General features: G+C 33.7%; 16 protein-coding genes. 12 read left to right on the top strand and 4 right to left on the bottom strand.

The window, feature by feature from the left end; genetic code table 11:
- Nucleotides 1-340: NAD(P)/FAD-dependent oxidoreductase (locus tag ACK5ON_RS03315; protein ID WP_409819855.1), on the top strand; the 340-nt coding region annotated here is incomplete at its 5' end.
- Nucleotides 341-590: 250 nt separating this feature from the next.
- Here the strand turns inward: ACK5ON_RS03315 and ACK5ON_RS03310 are convergent.
- Entirely contained in the window at nucleotides 591-1277 is a 687-nt protein-coding gene (locus ACK5ON_RS03310; RefSeq protein ID WP_409819852.1) for a type 1 glutamine amidotransferase domain-containing protein, read from the bottom strand.
- A gap of 16 nt (nucleotides 1278-1293) precedes the next feature.
- A complete protein-coding gene (locus tag ACK5ON_RS03305; RefSeq protein WP_409819849.1) occupies nucleotides 1294-1893 on the bottom strand; it encodes an SOUL family heme-binding protein in 600 nt (199 codons plus the stop codon).
- A 623-nt stretch (nucleotides 1894-2516) separates the two neighbouring features.
- Here ACK5ON_RS03305 and guaA point away from each other — a divergent pair.
- The 6 genes from guaA (at nucleotide 2517) to yidC (ending at nucleotide 10640) form a co-directional block, all read left to right on the top strand.
- Nucleotides 2517-4046: a glutamine-hydrolyzing GMP synthase gene (guaA, locus tag ACK5ON_RS03300; protein ID WP_396174857.1), complete on the top strand. Its 1530-nt coding sequence runs from the start codon at nucleotides 2517-2519 to the stop codon at nucleotides 4044-4046.
- A gap of 96 nt (nucleotides 4047-4142) precedes the next feature.
- A complete protein-coding gene (locus tag ACK5ON_RS03295) occupies nucleotides 4143-6158 on the top strand; it encodes a LysM peptidoglycan-binding domain-containing protein (protein ID WP_409819846.1) in 2016 nt (671 codons plus the stop codon).
- Entirely contained in the window at nucleotides 6158-6565 is a 408-nt protein-coding gene (locus tag ACK5ON_RS03290) for an OsmC family protein (protein WP_396174854.1), read from the top strand. Before ACK5ON_RS03295 ends, ACK5ON_RS03290 begins: the two co-directional genes overlap by 1 nt.
- Before the next feature lie 164 nt (nucleotides 6566-6729).
- A complete protein-coding gene (locus tag ACK5ON_RS03285; protein ID WP_409819842.1) occupies nucleotides 6730-6966 on the top strand; it encodes a DUF3820 family protein in 237 nt (78 codons plus the stop codon).
- Nucleotides 6967-7105: 139 nt separating this feature from the next.
- A complete protein-coding gene (locus ACK5ON_RS03280) occupies nucleotides 7106-8716 on the top strand; it encodes a CTP synthase (RefSeq protein WP_396174850.1) in 1611 nt (536 codons plus the stop codon).
- Between the two features lie 31 nt (nucleotides 8717-8747).
- A complete protein-coding gene (gene yidC, locus ACK5ON_RS03275; protein WP_409819839.1) occupies nucleotides 8748-10640 on the top strand; it encodes a membrane protein insertase YidC in 1893 nt (630 codons plus the stop codon).
- A gap of 76 nt (nucleotides 10641-10716) precedes the next feature.
- Here yidC and ACK5ON_RS03270 read toward each other — a convergent pair whose 3' ends face one another.
- On the bottom strand, nucleotides 10717-11730 hold the full coding sequence (locus ACK5ON_RS03270; protein ID WP_409819838.1) for a fasciclin domain-containing protein: 1014 nt from the start codon (nucleotides 11728-11730) through the stop codon (nucleotides 10717-10719).
- A gap of 546 nt (nucleotides 11731-12276) precedes the next feature.
- Nucleotides 12277-12810, bottom strand: a complete 534-nt coding sequence (locus ACK5ON_RS03265; protein WP_409819837.1) for a fasciclin domain-containing protein — start codon at nucleotides 12808-12810, stop codon at nucleotides 12277-12279.
- Nucleotides 12811-13000: 190 nt separating this feature from the next.
- Between ACK5ON_RS03265 and ACK5ON_RS03260 the strand changes: the two genes are divergently transcribed.
- The 5 genes from ACK5ON_RS03260 to ACK5ON_RS03240 form a co-directional block, all read left to right on the top strand.
- Nucleotides 13001-13702, top strand: coding sequence for a toxin-antitoxin system YwqK family antitoxin (locus tag ACK5ON_RS03260; RefSeq protein WP_409819835.1), 702 nt, complete (start codon nucleotides 13001-13003; stop codon nucleotides 13700-13702).
- A gap of 40 nt (nucleotides 13703-13742) precedes the next feature.
- Nucleotides 13743-14930 carry a tRNA 2-thiouridine(34) synthase MnmA gene (mnmA, locus tag ACK5ON_RS03255; protein ID WP_409819833.1) on the top strand — a complete coding sequence of 396 codons (1188 nt, stop codon included), beginning with the start codon at nucleotides 13743-13745 and terminating at the stop codon, nucleotides 14928-14930.
- 26 nt (nucleotides 14931-14956) lie between these two features.
- Nucleotides 14957-16579 carry a S8 family serine peptidase gene (locus ACK5ON_RS03250; protein WP_409819831.1) on the top strand — a complete coding sequence of 541 codons (1623 nt, stop codon included), beginning with the start codon at nucleotides 14957-14959 and terminating at the stop codon, nucleotides 16577-16579.
- Nucleotides 16580-16602: 23 nt separating this feature from the next.
- Nucleotides 16603-17547 carry an NAD(P)H-dependent flavin oxidoreductase gene (locus ACK5ON_RS03245; protein ID WP_396174837.1) on the top strand — a complete coding sequence of 315 codons (945 nt, stop codon included), beginning with the start codon at nucleotides 16603-16605 and terminating at the stop codon, nucleotides 17545-17547.
- A 370-nt stretch (nucleotides 17548-17917) separates the two neighbouring features.
- Nucleotides 17918-19453 (top strand): hypothetical protein (locus ACK5ON_RS03240; protein WP_409819828.1); only part of this gene is annotated, 1536 nt, incomplete at its 3' end.

Below are 19453 nucleotides of genomic sequence, written 5' to 3'. Positions count from 1 at the left end.
CAAAGTGGGGGCAACCTATAATTGGGAAGACAAAACGGACGCATTAACCGATAAAGGCAAACAAGAACTTCTTGATAGAATAAAGGAAATTCTAACCTGTGATTTTGAAATTGTAGAGCATTTTGCTGGTGTTCGACCTACTGTGAAAGACAGAAGGCCTTTGATAGGAACGCATCCTACTTATAAAAACCTTCACATTCTTAACGGACTTGGTACAAGAGGCGTGATGCTGGCACCTGCTATGGCGATGGATTTATTTGATTTTGTTGAAAATGGTACTCTGCTTGATAGGACTATTGATATTATGAGGTATCAGGTTGTAAAAGGGAATAGTGATTAGGTAAAAAGGATTAGTGATAAGGCAAAAGAAAGAAGTGGTTTATTAACTGATTGTTTTGCATCAACTACAAATAAGGTTGGTTATACAATAGATGCGGTAGGTTCAAATAAAAGCAAGATGCCCTTTGACTGTAATTCGACTTCGCTCAGTATAAACTAGCATGGCAAAACAATTGAAACTGCTAACAAGCTTTTTTTTATAACCCTGTCAGCGTTCAAAACGCTGACAGGGTTTAAATTTTAATTCAATCCTATTTTTTCTCTTGAAGTGATGCTAAAAGTAATTTTGCTATCGCTTCTGATGAAGCTGGGTTTTGACCGGTAATTAGCAAGCCATCTTGTTGGGTGTGACTGCTCCAATCGGCTCCTTTACTATAAATAGCGCCATGCTTTATTAATTCATCTTCTAGTAAAAATGGCACTACCTGGGTTAGTTTAATTACTTCTTCCTCTGAATTTGAAAAACTAGTAAGGTGTTTGCCTTTTACAATTGGTTCTCCATTCGCTGCTGTTGTATTCACTAATGCGGCTGGCGCATGACAAACAAATGCAATTGGTTTTTGATGATTATAAAACCCTTCAATCAGTTGAATAGAATTTTTATCAATGGCTAAATCCCATAACAGACCATGACCTCCAGGATAAAAAACAGCATCAAAATCCTCTTGTTTCATATCACTTAATTTTAATGAATGCGCCACTTTATCAATGAGTTCATAGTCTTTATAAAATCTTTCGGTAGACGGTGTTTGCGCATCTTTCAACTCACTACTTGGATCCACTGGTGGCTGTCCACCTTTTGGAGAAGCAATTGTAATTTCAGCACCTGCATCGGCTAAAACATAATAGGGGGTTGCAAATTCTTCAATCCAAAAACCTGTTTTTTCTTGGGTGTTTCCCAAAGTAGCATGCGACGTTAAAACGAATAAAATTTTCATAACTAGTAGTATTTATTTAATTAAAATCTTTATTTACACTCACGATTATTTCGTTCTTCCTGCCAAATAATTGGTAAGGTGGATTGTACCCTAAGTATCGAAAATTACCGTAATAAGAAATGGAATTTGCTTTTAAAGCATTTTCCAATTTCTCAATATTTTCATTGATGTCTTGAGTTGATGCAAAACCTCCAAATGTTATAGCAGCTACATATTCGTCAGCTGAAGTTACAATTTTCACCTCCGAATTGTTTGGTTTAGGCAAGTTGTCTTTATTATATTCAGACGGCATCACAAAACTCATCGAGGAAACGGTATCATTTACATCCATATAGACTGGAGCAGTCATGGCTATTTTTTGTTGGGTGCTGTTACCACCAAAAATATACCCCGCTAATTTACTAAAACCAGAACTTCCTAACTCTTTATAGGATTTTGCAGAAGAGGTAATGGTTGCCATTGTTGCAGCCGGATAGAATCGTATTTCAAAATCTTTTTCTACCCGAATTACTTTGTATGGCTGTGTTTGTGTTGAATTAATTGACATGGTAGTATATACTTGAAATAGTAAAAGAAGTCCGATAATGATGCAGGTTGTTATGACGAAAATTTTCATTTTTTTAATAATTTTGGACTTCTTCAGTTCCGCTGTAACTCGGGTTATCTTTTAATTTGAGACAATTTACAAATTAAATTTTGGTTGTTGTATATTCTACACAAATAGTTGTACATTTTTTACAAGCTTCTGCACATGTTTTACAAGAATCATGATGAGAAGCGTGTTTTGAACACTCTTCGGAACAAATTTCGCATATTTTAGCACATAATGCATGCAAATCTTGACCAAATCTTGAACATCTAACTTCAAAACGTGAGCACAATGCACAAATAGCAGTGCAGTCTAATACATTCTTTATTGCCACTTGCAATGCAATCGGTACTATAGCTTTCGCAAGTTATCAAACATGCCAAACAAGCTTCTTACATTTTTTTGAAATTTTCATTTTGAAATTATTTTCATTGCGAATGAATTTTTACAACGAGTCAGAGGTGCTACCAATTACGTACTAAAACCTTGTATAATCATAAATAAGAATTATATCATTCACATAGTGCTTCGATAGCAACTACTTACTACTTTTTGTTGTTTTTTGTTTTAGAATGCGCAATCGGGATAATTTCCTCTGCCATCTAAAAAATATTGTTTTTTATTTTCAATAGAGAATACTACTTTTGCACATGCAACACAACGTACTTATTTTAGATTTCGGTTCGCAATACACCCAACTTATTGCACGCCGCGTTCGCGAATTAAATATATTCTGCGAAATTTTTCCTTTCAATCATTTTCCAACTGATTTATCCTCCTATAAAGCAGTTATTCTGTCAGGTAGCCCTTTTTCTGTAAGAGGTGATGATGCTCCTCATCCTGATTTATCTCAAATTCGTGGTAAAATGCCTTTGCTAGCTGTATGTTATGGAGCACAGTATTTAGCACATTTTCATGGTGGCGAAGTGGCACCAAGTAATACTCGTGAATATGGTAGAGCGAATTTATCGTTCATTAAAGACGACGAAGTTTTTATGGATGAAGTGGCTTTGAACAGCCAAGTTTGGATGAGTCATAGTGATACCATTAAGCATTTACCAACTAACGGAGTGCTTATTGCTAGTACCAAAGATGTTGAAAATGCTGCTTATCGCATCGATGGAGAAACTACTTATGCCATTCAGTTTCATCCTGAAGTATATCATTCAACAGATGGAAAACAGATTTTAGAAAACTTCTTAGTTAAGATTGCACACGTTCCTCAAAACTTTACACCCAATGCTTTTGTGGAAGACTGTGTAAAAGAGTTGAAAGAAAAAGTTAAAAACGATAAAGTAGTTCTTGGACTTTCTGGTGGAGTAGATTCTACCGTAGCAGCAGTTTTATTGCATAAAGCTATTGGTAAAAACTTGTATTGTATATTCGTTAACAATGGTTTGCTTCGCAAAAACGAATTCGAAAATGTATTGCATCAATACAATGACATGGGATTGAATGTAAAAGGAGTTGATGCTTCGGAGCGTTTTCTATCAGCGCTGAACGGAATTGAAGATCCTGAAACGAAACGTAAAGCAATTGGTCGTGTTTTTATAGAAGTATTTGATGATGAAGCACACCAGTTGGAAGAGGTGAAATGGTTGGCACAAGGAACAATTTATCCAGACGTAATCGAATCAGTTTCGGTTAAAGGACCGTCAGCCACTATAAAATCCCATCATAATGTGGGCGGTTTGCCCGATTTTATGAAACTGCAAATTGTGGAACCGTTACGTATGCTTTTTAAAGACGAAGTGCGAAGAGTTGGGAAAACTTTAGGGATTGATCCTGAACTTTTAGGAAGGCATCCTTTTCCTGGACCAGGATTATCGATTAGAATATTGGGTGCTATTACTCCGGAGAAAGTTAGAATTCTGCAAGAAGTAGATTCTATTTTTATCGAAGGATTAAAATCACACGGATTATATGATAGCGTTTGGCAAGCAGGAGCGATTTTATTGCCAGTAAACAGCGTAGGTGTTATGGGCGATGAACGCACTTATGAAAAAGTAGTAGCGCTAAGAGCAGTTGAATCTACAGATGGAATGACAGCCGATTGGGTACATTTACCATATAATTTTTTGATGAAAATTTCCAATGAAATTATTAATAAAGTTAAAGGAGTGAATAGAGTGGTGTACGATATCAGCTCAAAACCACCCGCCACAATTGAATGGGAATAGTTTTTGTTAACATAAAAAAGTTAATGAAAAAAACAGTAATCTTGATTGATATTAAAAAGATTTGTTAACTTTATACGTTCAATAAATAGTAACTACATGAAAAATCGTATTCTTTATTCAATATTGCTTACTGTTTTTTCTTTTTGCTTTACTGTTTCGGCAAAGCAAGAGAAATACATCAAACATAGTGTATCTACTGGAGAAACAGTTAATAGTATTGCTCAAAAATATAGAGTAACACCCTATGATATTTATAAATTAAATCCAGATTCTCAAAATGGAATTCAGTTGAATAGTGTTTTGTTAATTCCACCATCAACAACTGTAGTTACTTCGAATACTTCAAAACAAGCTGAACCTAAATCAAATCCAACTACTCATATAGTACAACCTAAAGAAACTTTATTCAGTCTTTCAAGACAATACGGAGTAACTGTTGATGCACTAAAAGAAGCCAACGCTGATTTGTTAAAAGATGGTTTAAAGTTTGGTCAAACAATTAAGATTCCTTCCACTATTGCAAGTCAAGAGATTTATGAGAAACCTCCTCTGGAAAAACCAGTTCCTGCACCAGAGGACACCCCAAAAGCAGTGGTGAAAAGTGAACCAAAAGCTGAAAAACCAGCGGGAAATAGTACTTATCATGTCATTGAACCTAAGGAAACTAAATTTGGAATTTCCAAAAAATATGGCATGACTATTTCAGAATTAGAGCGATTGAACCCACAAATAGTTAATGATTTTCCTGTAGGTTTAAAACTTGTAGTTTCGGGTAACGCTGCATCAACTAGCGAAACGATTACTCCAGTTGTCGTAAAACCAGCAGCAGAAAGCACTAAAAAATACTTGCAAGAATATGTAGTCAAACCTAAAGAAACTATTGCAAGTATTGCCAATGATTTTGGTATTTCGGAATCAGAATTAATTCAATTGAATCCTGAACTTAAAAAAGGAATTAAAATTGGAATTATTTTACGTGTTCCAATGCTACAGAAAGCCAATGTCCCCAAGAAAGAACAAGGTAATTTATTGAAAAGTTTAAACACAAATGCGAGGAAACAACTCGCATTACTTTTGCCGTTTAATATCAGTAAAATAGAAAGTGACACGGTTAATTCTACTCAAGCAAGATTAAAAAAAGATAAGTTTCTCAATTTGACATTAGATTTTTATTCTGGTGCTTTGATGGCTATTGACTCTGCACGAGTGCTAGGAATGAATGTTGATATTAAAATTTTGGATTCTCAAGAAACAAAGAATTCTTCCAATGTTGCTAACTTGTTTCAACAGAATAATTTGGGAGCTATGGATGTAGTTATTGGGCCGTTTTATCAATCCAATGTAGAGAAATTAGCAGAAATTCTTGAGTCAACTAAAACGCCAGTTATTTCCCCATTATCAAAAGAAATTGGGAAAAAATATTCCAATTTATACCAATCCATGCCAAGCATTGACATGCTGCGAAATTCTATTTTTGAATACATGAGAGCTAAAGACGGAAATATTATAGCTGTAGTTGATTCTAAAAAAGGAAGTATTAAACAGTATATTCAAGATAATCATAAGGATACTAAGCTTGTTGGGCTAGGCGCAAAAAACTCTTTTGTCGCCGATAGTTTGAAAATACATTTGCTAAAAGACAAAATGAATTATGTCATTATTGCTTCAGAAAGCACAGGTATGATATTGTCTTCAACTTCAGCAATGCTTGCTCTTCAAAAGGAATATCAGGTTCAAATGGTGATTATGGAACCTAATGAAACACTAGATTTTGAAGAAATTTCTTTGATAAGATTGACTAAACTTAAATTATTATATCCTTCCCTCTCTCGACCAAATGAAACCGATGAAGCAAATCAGTTTGATCGTAAGTATAAAAAAATAAATAAAATATTACCTAATCAATATGCTATCAGGGGTTTTGATGTGACATTTGATACTTTACTTCGTTTGTCACAAGATAAAACTTTTGAAGAAACAGTTCAAACTTCTTCATCAGAGCAAATCGAAAATAAATTTGATTATGTTCAAAACACAACCTATGGTTATTCAAATCAAGGAATTTATATTCTCTATTACGATACCGATTTAACCATAAAAGAAGCATTATAATGGCAACTTCAAAAGTAACGTATCTCGGAGATTTAAGAACATCTTCTATTCATTTGCAATCGGGAAGCGAAATTATTTCGGATGCACCTCTTGACAATAATGGCAAAGGAGAAGCATTCTCTCCAACGGATACTGTTGCCAATGGTTTGGCTAGTTGTATGTTTACCGTAATGGGTATCAAGGCAAATGAAATGAATGTAGATTTCTCAGGTTCAACAGCAGAGGTAACTAAAGTGATGGCTGCCGAACCACGACGAATTTCTGAAATTCATGTGATTTTCAATATGAATTTGAAAGCCGATGAAAAAACGAAAACTATTTTAGAACGAACTGCACTGACTTGTCCAGTTCATTTCAGTTTGCATCCTGATATCAAAAGGGAAATTGTTTTTAATTGGAAGGAATAGGTTGCGAGTTCCGAGTTTCGAGTTTAAGATTTTTGAATTTCAAACAGTATAAAGTAATTGTTTTAATAAAATAATGAAAGTGATTTATTAAAGAACATTAATCATTATTAAAAACAAAATAAACATAACCTGAAACCCGAAACTCGAAACTCGCAACCTCTTCAATGAACGACCAACAACAACTTCTCATCAAATTAGCTCACACCAAAATGCCTTTCGGCAAATATGAAGGGTATTATCTTATCGATTTACCAGAATACTATGTAGTTTGGTATAGCAATAAAGGCTTTCCAAAAGGACAACTCGGCGAGCAATTGCAATTGGTTTATGAACTCAAATTAAACGGTTTAGAAGAGTTGGTTCACAATATCAAAAAGCAATATCCTGAGAGAGATTATTAGATTGCTAGACTTTTAGATTACTAGATTTACATCCATTTTTTCTAATAATCCAACAATCTAATAATTCAATAATCCATTTTAAATTCTTACTTTTGCCTCGTTTTTTACAACAACTACAACACAACACACAAACAATACAATGAATCAAACCAAATACATTTTTGTTACTGGCGGTGTGACTTCTTCCTTAGGAAAAGGAATTATCGCGGCATCTTTAGCAAAATTATTGCAGGCAAGAGGGTATCGAACTACGATTCAAAAATTTGATCCATACATCAATGTCGATCCTGGAACGTTGAATCCCTATGAGCACGGCGAATGTTATGTAACCGATGATGGAGCCGAAACCGATTTGGATTTAGGTCATTATGAAAGATTCTTGAATGTGCCTACTTCACAAGCCAACAATGTTACTACAGGAAGAGTGTATCTTTCGGTAATTGAAAAAGAAAGAAGAGGAGAATTCCTTGGCAAAACCGTTCAAGTGATTCCTCATATCACCAATGAAATTAAAGAACGTATGCAATTGCTTGGAAAATCAGGTGATTTTGATATTGTGATTACTGAAATTGGTGGAACAGTGGGGGATATTGAATCATTACCCTATATTGAATCTGTTCGTCAGTTGGTCTGGGAGTTAGGCGAAGGCAACGGAATTGTAATTCATTTAACTTTAGTTCCCTATCTTGCTGCTGCTGGAGAATTGAAAACAAAACCCACACAACATTCTGTGAAAACCTTGATGGAAAGCGGAATAAAAGCGGATATTTTAGTTTGTAGAACCGAACATGAAATATCGGATGAATTGCGTCAAAAATTGGCGCTGTTTTGCAATGTAAAACGTGAAGCGGTTATTCAATCTATTGATGCTTCAACGATTTATGAAGTGCCCAATCTGATGCTAGAGGAAGGTTTAGACATTGTAGCGTTGAAGAAGTTAAATCTCCCTAAGAAAGCTGCACCCGATTTGAAAAACTGGAATACTTTTCTGCATCGATTAAAACATCCAAAACATACAGTAAATGTTGGATTGGTTGGAAAATATGTTGAATTGCAAGATTCTTATAAATCTATCTTAGAATCATTTATACATGCTGGTGCAGCCAATCAAACAAAAGTAAATATCATCAGCATTCATTCTGAATATTTAGATGAAACCAATGCTGCCCAGCAATTACAAGGATTGGATGGAATTATTGTTGCGCCCGGATTTGGTGGTCGTGGGATTGAGGGTAAAATAGAAACAGTTCGTTATGCACGTGAAAAAAACATTCCGTTTTTCGGAATTTGTTTAGGAATGCAAATGGCAGTTATTGAATATTCCAGAAATGTTTTAGGATTAAAAGATGCCAACTCTACAGAGATGAATGAGGAAACTTCCCATCCTGTCATTGCTTTGATGGAAGATCAAAAAACGATTACTGACAAAGGTGGAACCATGCGACTTGGTGCCTGGAAATGTGATATAAAGGAAGGAACTTTGGCACACCAAATTTATGGAGAATTACAAATAAATGAACGTCACCGTCATCGGTATGAATATAATAATGCCTATAGAAAACAACTAGAAGACGCTGGTTTACTAGCATCTGGAATTAATCCAGATACTGGATTAGTAGAGATTATTGAATTAAAGAATCATCCATTTTTCATAGGTGTACAATACCATCCAGAATATAAAAGTACTGTTGCCAATCCTCACCCAATTTTTGTTAGCTTTGTGGCCGCAATGGTAAAACATAAAAAATAATGCTTATTGCTTACAGCTTAAATACATACTAATGGAACAAAAGAAATTTGATTTAAATTCGATTATAGGTTTTGCTTTAATCTTCGTAATTATCCTTTGGATGATGTATAACAATAGAGAAAATGAAGTAAAGGAACAAGCTAAAGCCAAAACAGAAATCGCCGCAGATAAAAAAGCAAAAGCAGCAACAACCAAAGAAGTTGCCAACACCATTAAAGATACAACGGTTGCAGATTCAGATAAAGTTCTAAAGTTGCAAGAAACTTTAGGAAGTTTTGCCTACTCAGCTACTTTGCCTTCTGCCAAAGAAGATTTTACTACTATTGAAAATGAATTTATAAAGTTAAAAATCGCCAATAAAGGAGGTTTTATTGCTGAGGCGACTTTAAAAAATTATAAAAAAATTGATAAAAATTCTAATGAGTTAGTTGCGTTGATCAAAAACAACAACGTTAATTTTAATTTGCAATTGCAAACCAAAGACAACAGAGTTTTGAATACTAAAGATTTGTTTTTTGAGCCAACAGTTTCAAAAGTTGGAGAAAATCAAATTTTGTCAATGAAATTAAAAGCGGGAGCAAATTCCTATTTGGAATATAAATATGTATTGAAACCAAAGGAGTATATGCTCGATTTTGATATTCAATCACAAGCATTGAATTCGACATTAAACACCTCAAATGTTGCCGATTTGCAATGGGATTTGAAAACCTATCGCAACGAAAAAAGTATATCGTATGAAAATCGTTATGCTGAAATTTATTTTGAAAATGAAGGAAAAGTGGATTATGCAGGTCTGGGCAAACAAGAAGATGAAACGCTTGAAAAGGCAACTTTTATTGCTTACAAACAACATTTTTTCAGTTCCATTCTTTTATCTCAAACACCTATAGAAAATGTAAAATTGAGTTCTACAGATTTGGTAAATGACGAAAAAATTGATACGGTTTTTACCAAAAATTTTAAGTCAACTTTGCCTTTAGCATTTAAAAATGGTGAGTTGGATTATAAAATGAATTGGTATTTAGGTCCAACAGATTATAGAATTTTAAATAAGTACGATAAAAATATAGAAGAAATTGTTCCACTGGGTTGGGGAATTTTTGGTTGGATTAATAAATTCATTTTTGTGCCGCTTTTTGGTTTTTTAAGTTCGTTTATGGGATTAGGAATAGCCATTATTATTTTTACTATTTTGATTAAAATAGCCATGTCTCCTATCACTTTCAAGTCGTTTTTATCTCAAGCCAAAATGAAAGTTTTACGTCCTGAGATTACCGAAATTGGCGAAAAATTTTCAAAAGACCCAATGAAAAAACAACAGGAAACAATGAAATTATACAACAAAGCGGGTGTGAATCCCATGGCTGGTTGTGTTCCAGCATTGATACAAATTCCGTTTATGTATGCTTCGTTTCAGTTTTTTCCATCAGCTATTGAGCTAAGACAAAAAGGATTCCTTTGGGCTGATGATTTGTCTTCTTTTGATGAAATATACAAATTGCCATTTCATATTCCTGTTTATGGAGATCATATCAGCTTGTTTCCAATATTAGCTTCCATAGCCATTTTCTTTTATATGAAAATGACCTCGGGTGATCAAATGATGGCGCAACCACAACAAGAAGGAATGCCAGATATGGCAAAAATCATGAAAATAATGATTTATCTTTCCCCAATCATGATGTTGTTGTTCTTCAATAATTATGGATCAGGATTGAGTTTATACAACTTTATTTCCAATTTGATTACTATTGGAATCATGATTGTAATCAAAAGATATTTTATCAATAGCGATAAAATTCATGCTCAAATTCAGGAGAATAAAACGAAACCAAAAACCGAAAGCAAATTCCAAAGAAAAATGAGAGAAATGATGGAACAAGCCGAAGCTCAAAAGCAATTGCAAAAGAAAAAGAAATAAAAGATTCTTCAATTTAAAAAATTAAAAAAGCGCAGTTTTAACTGCGCTTCTCTCTTTTTCATAGCAATGTTTTAATTTAAAATGGACGTAACACTTTATTTACTCCATGTATTACTCCATTAGATCCTTGTACATCAACTAATATTATATCAGCAACAATATTTTGAGTATCTTTTATTTTAGCAGTAGGATTTAATTGCACTCCCACATTTAATTGTGGCATCATAGCTCGTGTTGGCAAATTTTGTAAGGTAGTTGTAATTGCTGACGAACGAACATTTCCAGCTATACCATCTAAAACATGATACTGCAATACTCTTGTCACGTTAGCTGCTGTAACTGCACTACCAGTTAAAAAACCATTTCCGGTAGTAGCAGCCGTAAAAGCTGCGTTGTTTGGCGCAAATAAAGTTCCTGGAGCAGTAGCAGTTAAACCATTTAAAGCATTAAGAACAGCACTTTGATCTCCGAAAGCTCCACTTGTGCTTGTTACCACTGCCTGTAAAGTATCAAATTCTGGATTATCTACTACATGATCAACCAACGTTGGAATTTGAATAACTCTATTAACAATATGAATAACTCCATTACTGGCATCCACATCGGCAGTGGTAACCACCGCTCCTTTGCTGTCAATACCACCGTTAAGTGTTACAGTTGCTCCAGCTTTTTGAACAAACATAGTAATAGTTGGTGCATTGGTAGTTGCGTTTATTGGTGATAATGTAGAAGCATACGTTGCTGAAGGGATAACAGTGCTCTTTATCTCTGAACCAATAACATGGTTTAATAAAATGGCTTTAAGAACATTTACATCAACATTATTCACAGTAACATTAGCACCAAGCGAAGTGAAAAATGTAGTAAACGCAGCATTTGTTGGAGCAAAAACAGTATATTGCCCTGAACCATCTAAAGTGCCAGCTAGATTAGTACGGGTAAGTGCAGTAACCAAAATTGATAAATCTGGATTTGCTACAGCAATGTCTGTAATTGTTTGTTGTGCAGGAGTGTTGTTGTCATCATCACTACATGAGAAAATAGTTAAAGATAATAATGCAATTCCGATAATTTTTGAAAATTTTTTCATTGTTTTTTGTTTTTAAATGATTAATTATTTTTTTAAATTTCATTAATGATTACAAAAACAATAAATGGTTGCGTATTATTTATAAAATAATTTAATTTTTTTTTGATTATTACTATATTGTATTGATATTCTTATATATTTTTTTCACAGAAATGTTATTTTATTTGACTGTCTTCTAGTCTGCAAAACCAAATCTATAGACTTTTACTCCATTGTAGACTAGTTCATGCATTCAATAATTAAAGCAGTATTGTTTTAGGTTTAAACGGATTTGAGCCAAATTTATTACTCAATCAAACGTTTATAGTTTTGTTGCTATCCAAAATAGATATTCGTTATCCAACGAAGAATGGATAAAAAAGGTAGAATCCAAAGGCGCAACAACCGAAAGGGCATTGCAAGTTTTTGGATAAGGATTTTTTGAAAATGTAATAATAGATACTGTTAAAGGGTATGATGGTAGGGCAGTGAATTGGATCCATAAAAAAAGGATTGACTAATTAAAGACAACCCTTTTTATATAAATATTATTTAATTTTAGTTTCCTTAATTAGGTAATAAAACCTTATTTATTCTGTGAATTATACCATTTGTACATTTAATGTCTCTTGCTCCAATTTCAGAATCAGATGTTGTTGTGTTAGCATCAGTAATAGAAACCGTGGTAACATTTGCAACTGTATCAATATTAATTGTAATGTTTTGACCTTGTAAAGTGGCTGCAGTTTGACCATCAGTCAAACTACTAGATAAAACTCTAGAACTTAAAACGTGATATTTAAGCACATCTGTTAATAATGGAACAGGAACCTGACTTAATTGAGTGTACCCTAAGGATGTTAATAAACTTGTAAATGCTGCATTATCTGGAGCAAATACTGTGTAGTCTCCAGATTGAAAAAAAGTATCTGCAAGTCCTGTAATAGTTAGTGCTTGAACAAAAAGACTTAATTCTGGAGTAGCTTTTGCAATCTCAGCGATTGAAACAGGTTTCAAAGATTTTAGTTCTTCATCGGTTGAACAAGAAAAAACTATAAACGCTAAAGCAACAAGTGTGATTTTTTTCATAAAATTTTTCATAAGGTTTAGTTTAATTTCTCCAAAAATAAAAAATATTTCATTAAGTTTCAAAAAAATACTAAAAAATATTTTTTTTCATAAATCTTTTAAAAGGAATGTTGAGCTTTATGTTAAAGTAAATACTTTTTTTAAGCATTTAACGTTAGTATAATTAGTATTATTTTTGTAACATAATTCAATTTACATAATCATGAAATATTTAATTTTTTTGGTATTTACCTCATTTTCATTATTAGCCCAAGATTTTAACAAAATTGATGCTAATGGTAAGAAGCATGGATTGTGGAAAGGGTTTTATGAAGAATCCAAAAGACCTCGCTATGAAGGAACTTTTGATCATGGCAAAGAAATAGGATTGTTTAAGTTTTTTGACGATACAAAAGCTGGGACAATAATTGCTACACGAGAATTTAATAAAAATGATAATTCATGCTATACCATTTTTTATAATCAGAAAAATAATAAAGTAAGCGAAGGAAAAGTTGTAAACAAGAATTTTGATGGAGAGTGGAAGTATTATCATGAAGATTCTACAGCTATTATGACTATCGAACATTATAAAAACGGCAAACTAACAGGTGTTAGAAAAGTATTTTACAAAAGTGGAAAGATTGCCGAAGAAAAAACGTACCAAGATGGGATTAAAAACGGTATATATAAAAAGTATGCTGAAAACGATGTTGTTTTGGAAGAAACTATCTATGTTAATGGTGAATATGATGGATTGGCTATATTCAGAACTCCTGAAAATACAATCGCAGGACAAGGATTTTTTAAAAACGGAAAGAAAGTTGGTATGTGGAAACTTCTTGAAAAAGGAAAGTTGATTGATGTTAACATGAATAAACAAGGAAAGAAATTCCAAAAAAGAGTTAAACCACTAGAAGAATAATAATTAATCAAGTAATTTTGCAACAAAACAGTTGCTAAAAATGAAACGAGTTGTTGTTGGTCTTTCTGGAGGCGTTGATTCTAGTGTTGCTGCTCATTTACTGAAAGAACAAGGTTATGAAGTCATAGGTCTTTTTATGAAAAATTGGCACGATGATTCGGTCACTATTTCTAACGAATGTCCATGGCTCGAAGACAGTAACGATGCACTTCTAGTTGCTGAAAAACTGGGAATTCCTTTCCAAACAGTTGATTTAAGCGAACAATACAAAGAAAAAATCGTTGACTATATGTTCAATGAATACAAGCAAGGAAGAACTCCAAATCCTGATATATTGTGCAATCGTGAAATAAAATTTGATGTTTTTATGAAAATTGCCTTAAGTCTTGGTGCTGATTTTGTGGCAACAGGTCATTACTGTAGAAAAGGAGAAATTCAAGTTGATGGTCAGCCAGTTTATCAACTCTTGGCCGGAAAAGATGGCAATAAAGACCAATCCTATTTTTTGTGTCAATTATCGCAAGAGCAATTAGCTAAATCACTATTTCCAATTGGAGAATTAACCAAACCCGAAGTTAGAGAAATTGCAACCCAATTAGATTTGGTTACTGCCGAAAAGAAAGACTCGCAAGGATTGTGCTTTATTGGAAAAGTACGTTTGCCCGAATTTTTACAACAACAATTACAACCCAAAGAAGGTTTGATATATGAAGTAGATTATAATAATCCAAAATACACTCAAGAACAACCTGTTTTTAATTCTTTGGAAGATCAACTAGCTTATGAATCCCAAGGAATATTATATTCACCAGAGGACGGAAAAGTAGTTGGCAAACATCAAGGCGCTCATTATTTTACCATAGGACAACGAAAAGGATTGAATGTTGGTGGAACCAAAGAAGCACTTTTCATCATTGCCACCGATGTAAAAAACAATGCTATTTATACGGGTCAAGGTGCCAATCATCCTGGTTTGTTTAAAAAAACGTTGAAGGTTGCCAATAATGAAGCTCATTGGATTAGAGAAGATTTAGCTTTAAAAATGGGTCAAACCATGAATGTAATGGCGCGTATTCGCTATCGTCAAGCATTACAAAAAGCTACTCTACATCAATTTGAAAGTGGTTTGTATGTTTCTTTTGATGAACCGCAATCTGCCATTACTGAAGGACAATTTGTAGCTTGGAATATTGGAGATGAATTAGTTGGTTCAGGAGTAATTTCATAAATTAGCACTTTACAAAATGTAAAATTATGAGAAATCTTTATTTTATTTTGTTTTACCTTTTTAGTTTTTTGGGATTTTCTCAAGAAGATGCTTGGGTTTATTTTAACGGAAAACCAAATGCTCAATATTATTTTGACAATCCATTACAAATGCTTTCACAGCGTTCTTTAGACAGAAGAGTTAATCAAAATATTGCGTTGGATATAAAAGACATTCCAATTCATCAACCTTATGTTGATCAAATTAGTGCTTCCACAGGAATAATTGTAAAGGCAAAATCAAAATGGTTGAATGCAGTTCATGTTCGTGGTGCTGTTGATGATATTCAAAATTTGACTTCGCTTTCCTTTGTAGATTATGTCCAATTTGCAGATAGAACTTTAAATGTTTCTGGCAAGATAAAAAGAAACCCGAGTTCTAAATCAATAAAAAAAATCAATAAAAATTTTGATATAACAACCACATTTGCCTATGGCAACTCTGGGAATCAAGTAGAAATGCTAAACGCTCACTTATTACACCAATCTAATTTTACTGGTTCTGGAAAAATCATCGCAGTTTTAGACTCGGGATTTTCAGAAGTAAACACTATTGTACCTTTTAATAGATTGTTTGCTGATGGATTGTATCTTGGTGGGTATAATTATGTAGCTGGAAATACTAATGTTTTTTCAACGCACAATCATGGTACGATGACATTGTCTTGTATGAGTGGCTATGTTGAGGGAGAATTAGTAGGAACTGCTCCAGATGCTCAATACTACTTATTTATTACCGAAGATGTTTCAGAAGAAAATCCTGTGGAAGAAAGTTACTGGGTAGAAGCAGCCGAAGAAGCAGATCGATTAGGTGTTGATGTTATTTCAACATCTTTAGGTTATTTTGGATATGATAATCCCAATTATAGTCACACTTATTCCGATATGACAGGCAATTCCGCTTTTGCTTCTCGAGGAGCCAACATTGCTTTTTCTAAAGGAATGATTGTGGTGGCAAGTGCAGGAAATTCTGGAAATTCTGTAGAACCTCATATTGGTGTTCCAGCAGAAGCGACAAATGTTTTAGCAGTAGGTGCAGTAAAATTTGATGAGACATACGCTACTTTTAGTTCCATTGGGCCAAGTTTTGATGGAAGAGTCAAACCAGATTTAATGGCAAAAGGACAAAGCGCCACGGTTTCTAACACTAGTGGGAATATAGTTGACGCCAGTGGAACTTCATTTGCATGTCCAATCTTGGCTGGTGCCGTTACAATTCTTTGGCAAGCAATCCCATGGGCAACTAATCAACAGATAATAGATTTTGTAAAACAATCAGCCGATCGATTTGCAAATCCAACTAATCAATATGGCTATGGGATTCCAGATTTTCAATTGGCCTTAAATATGGCTCAACTTTCTACAAACACAAATTTAAAAGGGAAGTTCGTGGTTTATCCAAATCCTACAAATGAATATATTTATGTATCTTTTCCTTATGGTATCGAGAACGCTGAAATCACACTTTATAATAGTATAGGGCAAAAAATTTCTGAAAAGGACTTGAATTCAAGTAATTTAATTTCTATGGATAATTTAACGTCTGGAGTATATTTTTATAAGATAGAGAGTAATTCACTCATTCAATCAGGAAAAATAATAAAAAATTAAATCTGAAATTCAATTCAGCTTACATGAATAAAATCACTCAACTTTTCAAAATAAAATACCCGATTATTCAAGGTGGAATGATTTGGAATAGTGGTTATAAATTAGCTAGTGCCGTTAGTAATGCTGGAGGTTTAGGGTTAATTGGAGCAGGTTCTATGTATCCAGCTGTTTTGAGAGAACACATTCAAAAATGTAAGTTAGCAACTGATAAACCTTTTGGTGTTAATGTTCCAATGCTTTATCCAAACATAGAGGAGATTATACAAATTATTATTGAGGAAGAAGTAAAAATTGTATTTACTTCCGCTGGAAATCCTAAAACTTGGACAAGTTATTTGAAAGAAAAAGGAGTTACCGTTGTTCATGTGGTCAGTAGTTCAAAGTTTGCTTTGAAAGCTCAAGAAGCAGGAGTCGATGCTGTTGTGGCAGAAGGATTTGAAGCTGGTGGACATAATGGAAGAGAGGAGACAACAACTTTTACTCTTATTCCTATGGTGAAAGAGCAGATACAAATTCCATTGATTGCCGCAGGAGGAATTGCAACAGGAAAAGGAATATTAGCTGCTATGGTACTAGGAGCCGATGGTGTTCAAATGGGTTCAAGATTTGCAGCTTCTTTTGAAAGTTCTGCACATGAGAATTTTAAAAATACAATAATTAATGTCAAAGAAGGAGACACCCAACTCACATTAAAAGAATTGGCACCAGTCCGATTAATTAAAAATAAGTTTTACAATGACCTTCAAGAATTATATGAAAAATGCCCTACTCAAGAAGAGTTAAAAACACTTTTAGGAAGAGCAAGAGCAAAACGAGGTATGTTTGAAGGCGATTTAGAAGAAGGAGAATTAGAAATTGGTCAAATTGCAGGATTAATTCACGAAATTAAATCGGTAAAGCAAATCATTGATGAGGTGATTTTAGAATTTGAAATTGTAAAACAAGAATTTTCCAAAAGTATTTTTTAATTCCTTTTTATTTTATATTTAGATGTTAATTGGTTTGTGCTTAAGAGCAAACTTATTAACATTTTTTTGTTTTAATATGTCTGCCTGAGTATTAATAACTTTTACTTTTTACTTTTTATTAATTTATAATCAAATACATGTGTAAAATTTATTGATTATAGTATATGTTAATAATGTTTATTATTTTGTTTATAACAATTTAATAAGTCAAAACACATCCTAAAAATTATAAGTAATATAGTGGTAATAATTTCACACAAACTATTACAACAATTTTTTAATTGAATTATACGATTTATAGTTTAGTTTGATTGTTTTCTTACATGAAGAGGAATGATGTTTTATGGATTTAAAATAAATTGAATTGATTATGAGAATAACTACTCTTGCCAAAAAATATTTTTTTTGTTGTGTATTGATCTTGGCATTATTAGGGTATAACAGTATAGTTTATTCTCAATGTCCAACTGTAACTAATTCTGCTCAGTCTTTTTGTGATACACAATCACCAACAATCGGGAGCTTATTTGCAGTAAATAATGGAGGAGGTATAAGATGGTATGCCAATGCATTAGGCGGTAGTGCTCTTTTGAATTCGGTAAGTCTTGTAAATGGAGAAGATTATTTCGCTGATGATAACACCGGAAATTGTGGACCTAGACAAAGAGTAGAGGTAACGATTTATTCAGCACCTACTGGAGCAAACTTTCAAGGGGTTTGTGTAACAAGTCTAAGTCAAGCAACTCCTCTCAATCCCCAGTTCTTTATTTCTGGTAATAATCTTCAATGGTATACTGTACCTTCTGGTGGTACTCCTCTACCAAATAATGCTGTATTGAATGATAATACAATTTATTATATTAGTCAAACTAATCCAGATACTGGTTGTGAAACATCTAGGTTTACTCTATTTGTGAATGTTGGACTTGTTCCTACACCTTCGGGCAGTTCGGTTCAAGAATTTTGTAATGTAACTGGCGACCCACCAACTGTAGCAGATTTAGTTGCGTCAGGCACTAATAATTGGTATTTAACTCCTTTTTTAAGTATTCCATTAGATCCCACTACACCACTTGTAAATGGACAATCTTATTATGCTACTACTGTTGATCCTCCATGCGAGAGCAGTACTAGATTGGAAGTTTTGGTTACTTTATATGAACCAAATGATGCTGGAACGGACGGGAATAGGGAAATTTGTTTAAATCAAATTCCATCAACAGCTCCATTTGATTTGTTTGGTTTATTAGGAGGTTCGCCTGATATCACTGGAGTATGGTCAGGTCCAATTCCTACAACAAATGGATATCAAGGTACTCTTGACGTGTCAACAATGACTTTGATAGGAAGTCCTTATGAATTTACTTATACAGTTTCTTCTGCTTTATGCGCTACTGATACTGCCATAGTAAGAATAACTATATTGCCTTTACCCACCGTTACAATTAGTGTAAATAATACCAATATATGCTCTGGGGATAGTGCAACAGTAACTTTTACAGGAACACCAAACGCTACAGTAACCTACACGATAAACGGCGGAACCAATCAAACCATTGTATTAAATGGAACTGGAACGGCGACGATTTCAACTACATATACATTATCTACTACATATACCTTAATTAGTGTTGCTTCCTCAGGTTCGCCAAGTTGTAGTCAAATACAATCAGGAAGTGTGACTATTTCGGTAACGCCAGACCCAACGGCAAGTGCGAGTTTTAGTCCAACTACTATTTGTACCAACGGAAATTCAACACTCACATTTACAGGAACGGCCAATGCCACGGTAACATACTCAATAAACGGAGGCGCAAACCAAACCATAGTACTAAACGCAACAGGAACGGCTGAATTACCAGGAACTTATACTGTCAACACTACCGTAACCTTAGTAAGTGTAACC

This window comes from Flavobacterium sp. (assembly GCF_046317795.1).
Classification (GTDB): Bacteria; Bacteroidota; Bacteroidia; order Flavobacteriales; family Flavobacteriaceae; genus Flavobacterium.
The sequence above is the reverse complement of the archived record's forward strand: the minus strand, read 5'-3'. Positions and strand labels throughout refer to the sequence as shown.

What these genes read in the sequence shown, in the direction of transcription:
- guaA (WP_396174857.1), top strand. Translation starts at nt 2,517, where the DNA reads ATGCAACACAACGTACTTATTTTAGATTTCGGTTCGCAATACACCCAA.
- ACK5ON_RS03250 (WP_409819831.1), top strand. Translation starts at nt 14,957, where the DNA reads ATGAGAAATCTTTATTTTATTTTGTTTTACCTTTTTAGTTTTTTGGGA.
- ACK5ON_RS03245 (WP_396174837.1), top strand. Translation starts at nt 16,603, where the DNA reads ATGAATAAAATCACTCAACTTTTCAAAATAAAATACCCGATTATTCAA.
- ACK5ON_RS03280 (WP_396174850.1), top strand. Translation starts at nt 7,106, where the DNA reads ATGAATCAAACCAAATACATTTTTGTTACTGGCGGTGTGACTTCTTCC.
- yidC (WP_409819839.1), top strand. Translation starts at nt 8,748, where the DNA reads ATGGAACAAAAGAAATTTGATTTAAATTCGATTATAGGTTTTGCTTTA.
- ACK5ON_RS03285 (WP_409819842.1), top strand. Translation starts at nt 6,730, where the DNA reads ATGAACGACCAACAACAACTTCTCATCAAATTAGCTCACACCAAAATG.
- ACK5ON_RS03310 (WP_409819852.1), bottom strand. Translation starts at nt 1,277, where the DNA reads ATGAAAATTTTATTCGTTTTAACGTCGCATGCTACTTTGGGAAACACC.
- ACK5ON_RS03270 (WP_409819838.1), bottom strand. Translation starts at nt 11,730, where the DNA reads ATGAAAAAATTTTCAAAAATTATCGGAATTGCATTATTATCTTTAACT.
- ACK5ON_RS03260 (WP_409819835.1), top strand. Translation starts at nt 13,001, where the DNA reads ATGAAATATTTAATTTTTTTGGTATTTACCTCATTTTCATTATTAGCC.
- ACK5ON_RS03265 (WP_409819837.1), bottom strand. Translation starts at nt 12,810, where the DNA reads ATGAAAAATTTTATGAAAAAAATCACACTTGTTGCTTTAGCGTTTATA.
- ACK5ON_RS03305 (WP_409819849.1), bottom strand. Translation starts at nt 1,893, where the DNA reads ATGAAAATTTTCGTCATAACAACCTGCATCATTATCGGACTTCTTTTA.
- ACK5ON_RS03295 (WP_409819846.1), top strand. Translation starts at nt 4,143, where the DNA reads ATGAAAAATCGTATTCTTTATTCAATATTGCTTACTGTTTTTTCTTTT.
- ACK5ON_RS03290 (WP_396174854.1), top strand. Translation starts at nt 6,158, where the DNA reads ATGGCAACTTCAAAAGTAACGTATCTCGGAGATTTAAGAACATCTTCT.
- mnmA (WP_409819833.1), top strand. Translation starts at nt 13,743, where the DNA reads ATGAAACGAGTTGTTGTTGGTCTTTCTGGAGGCGTTGATTCTAGTGTT.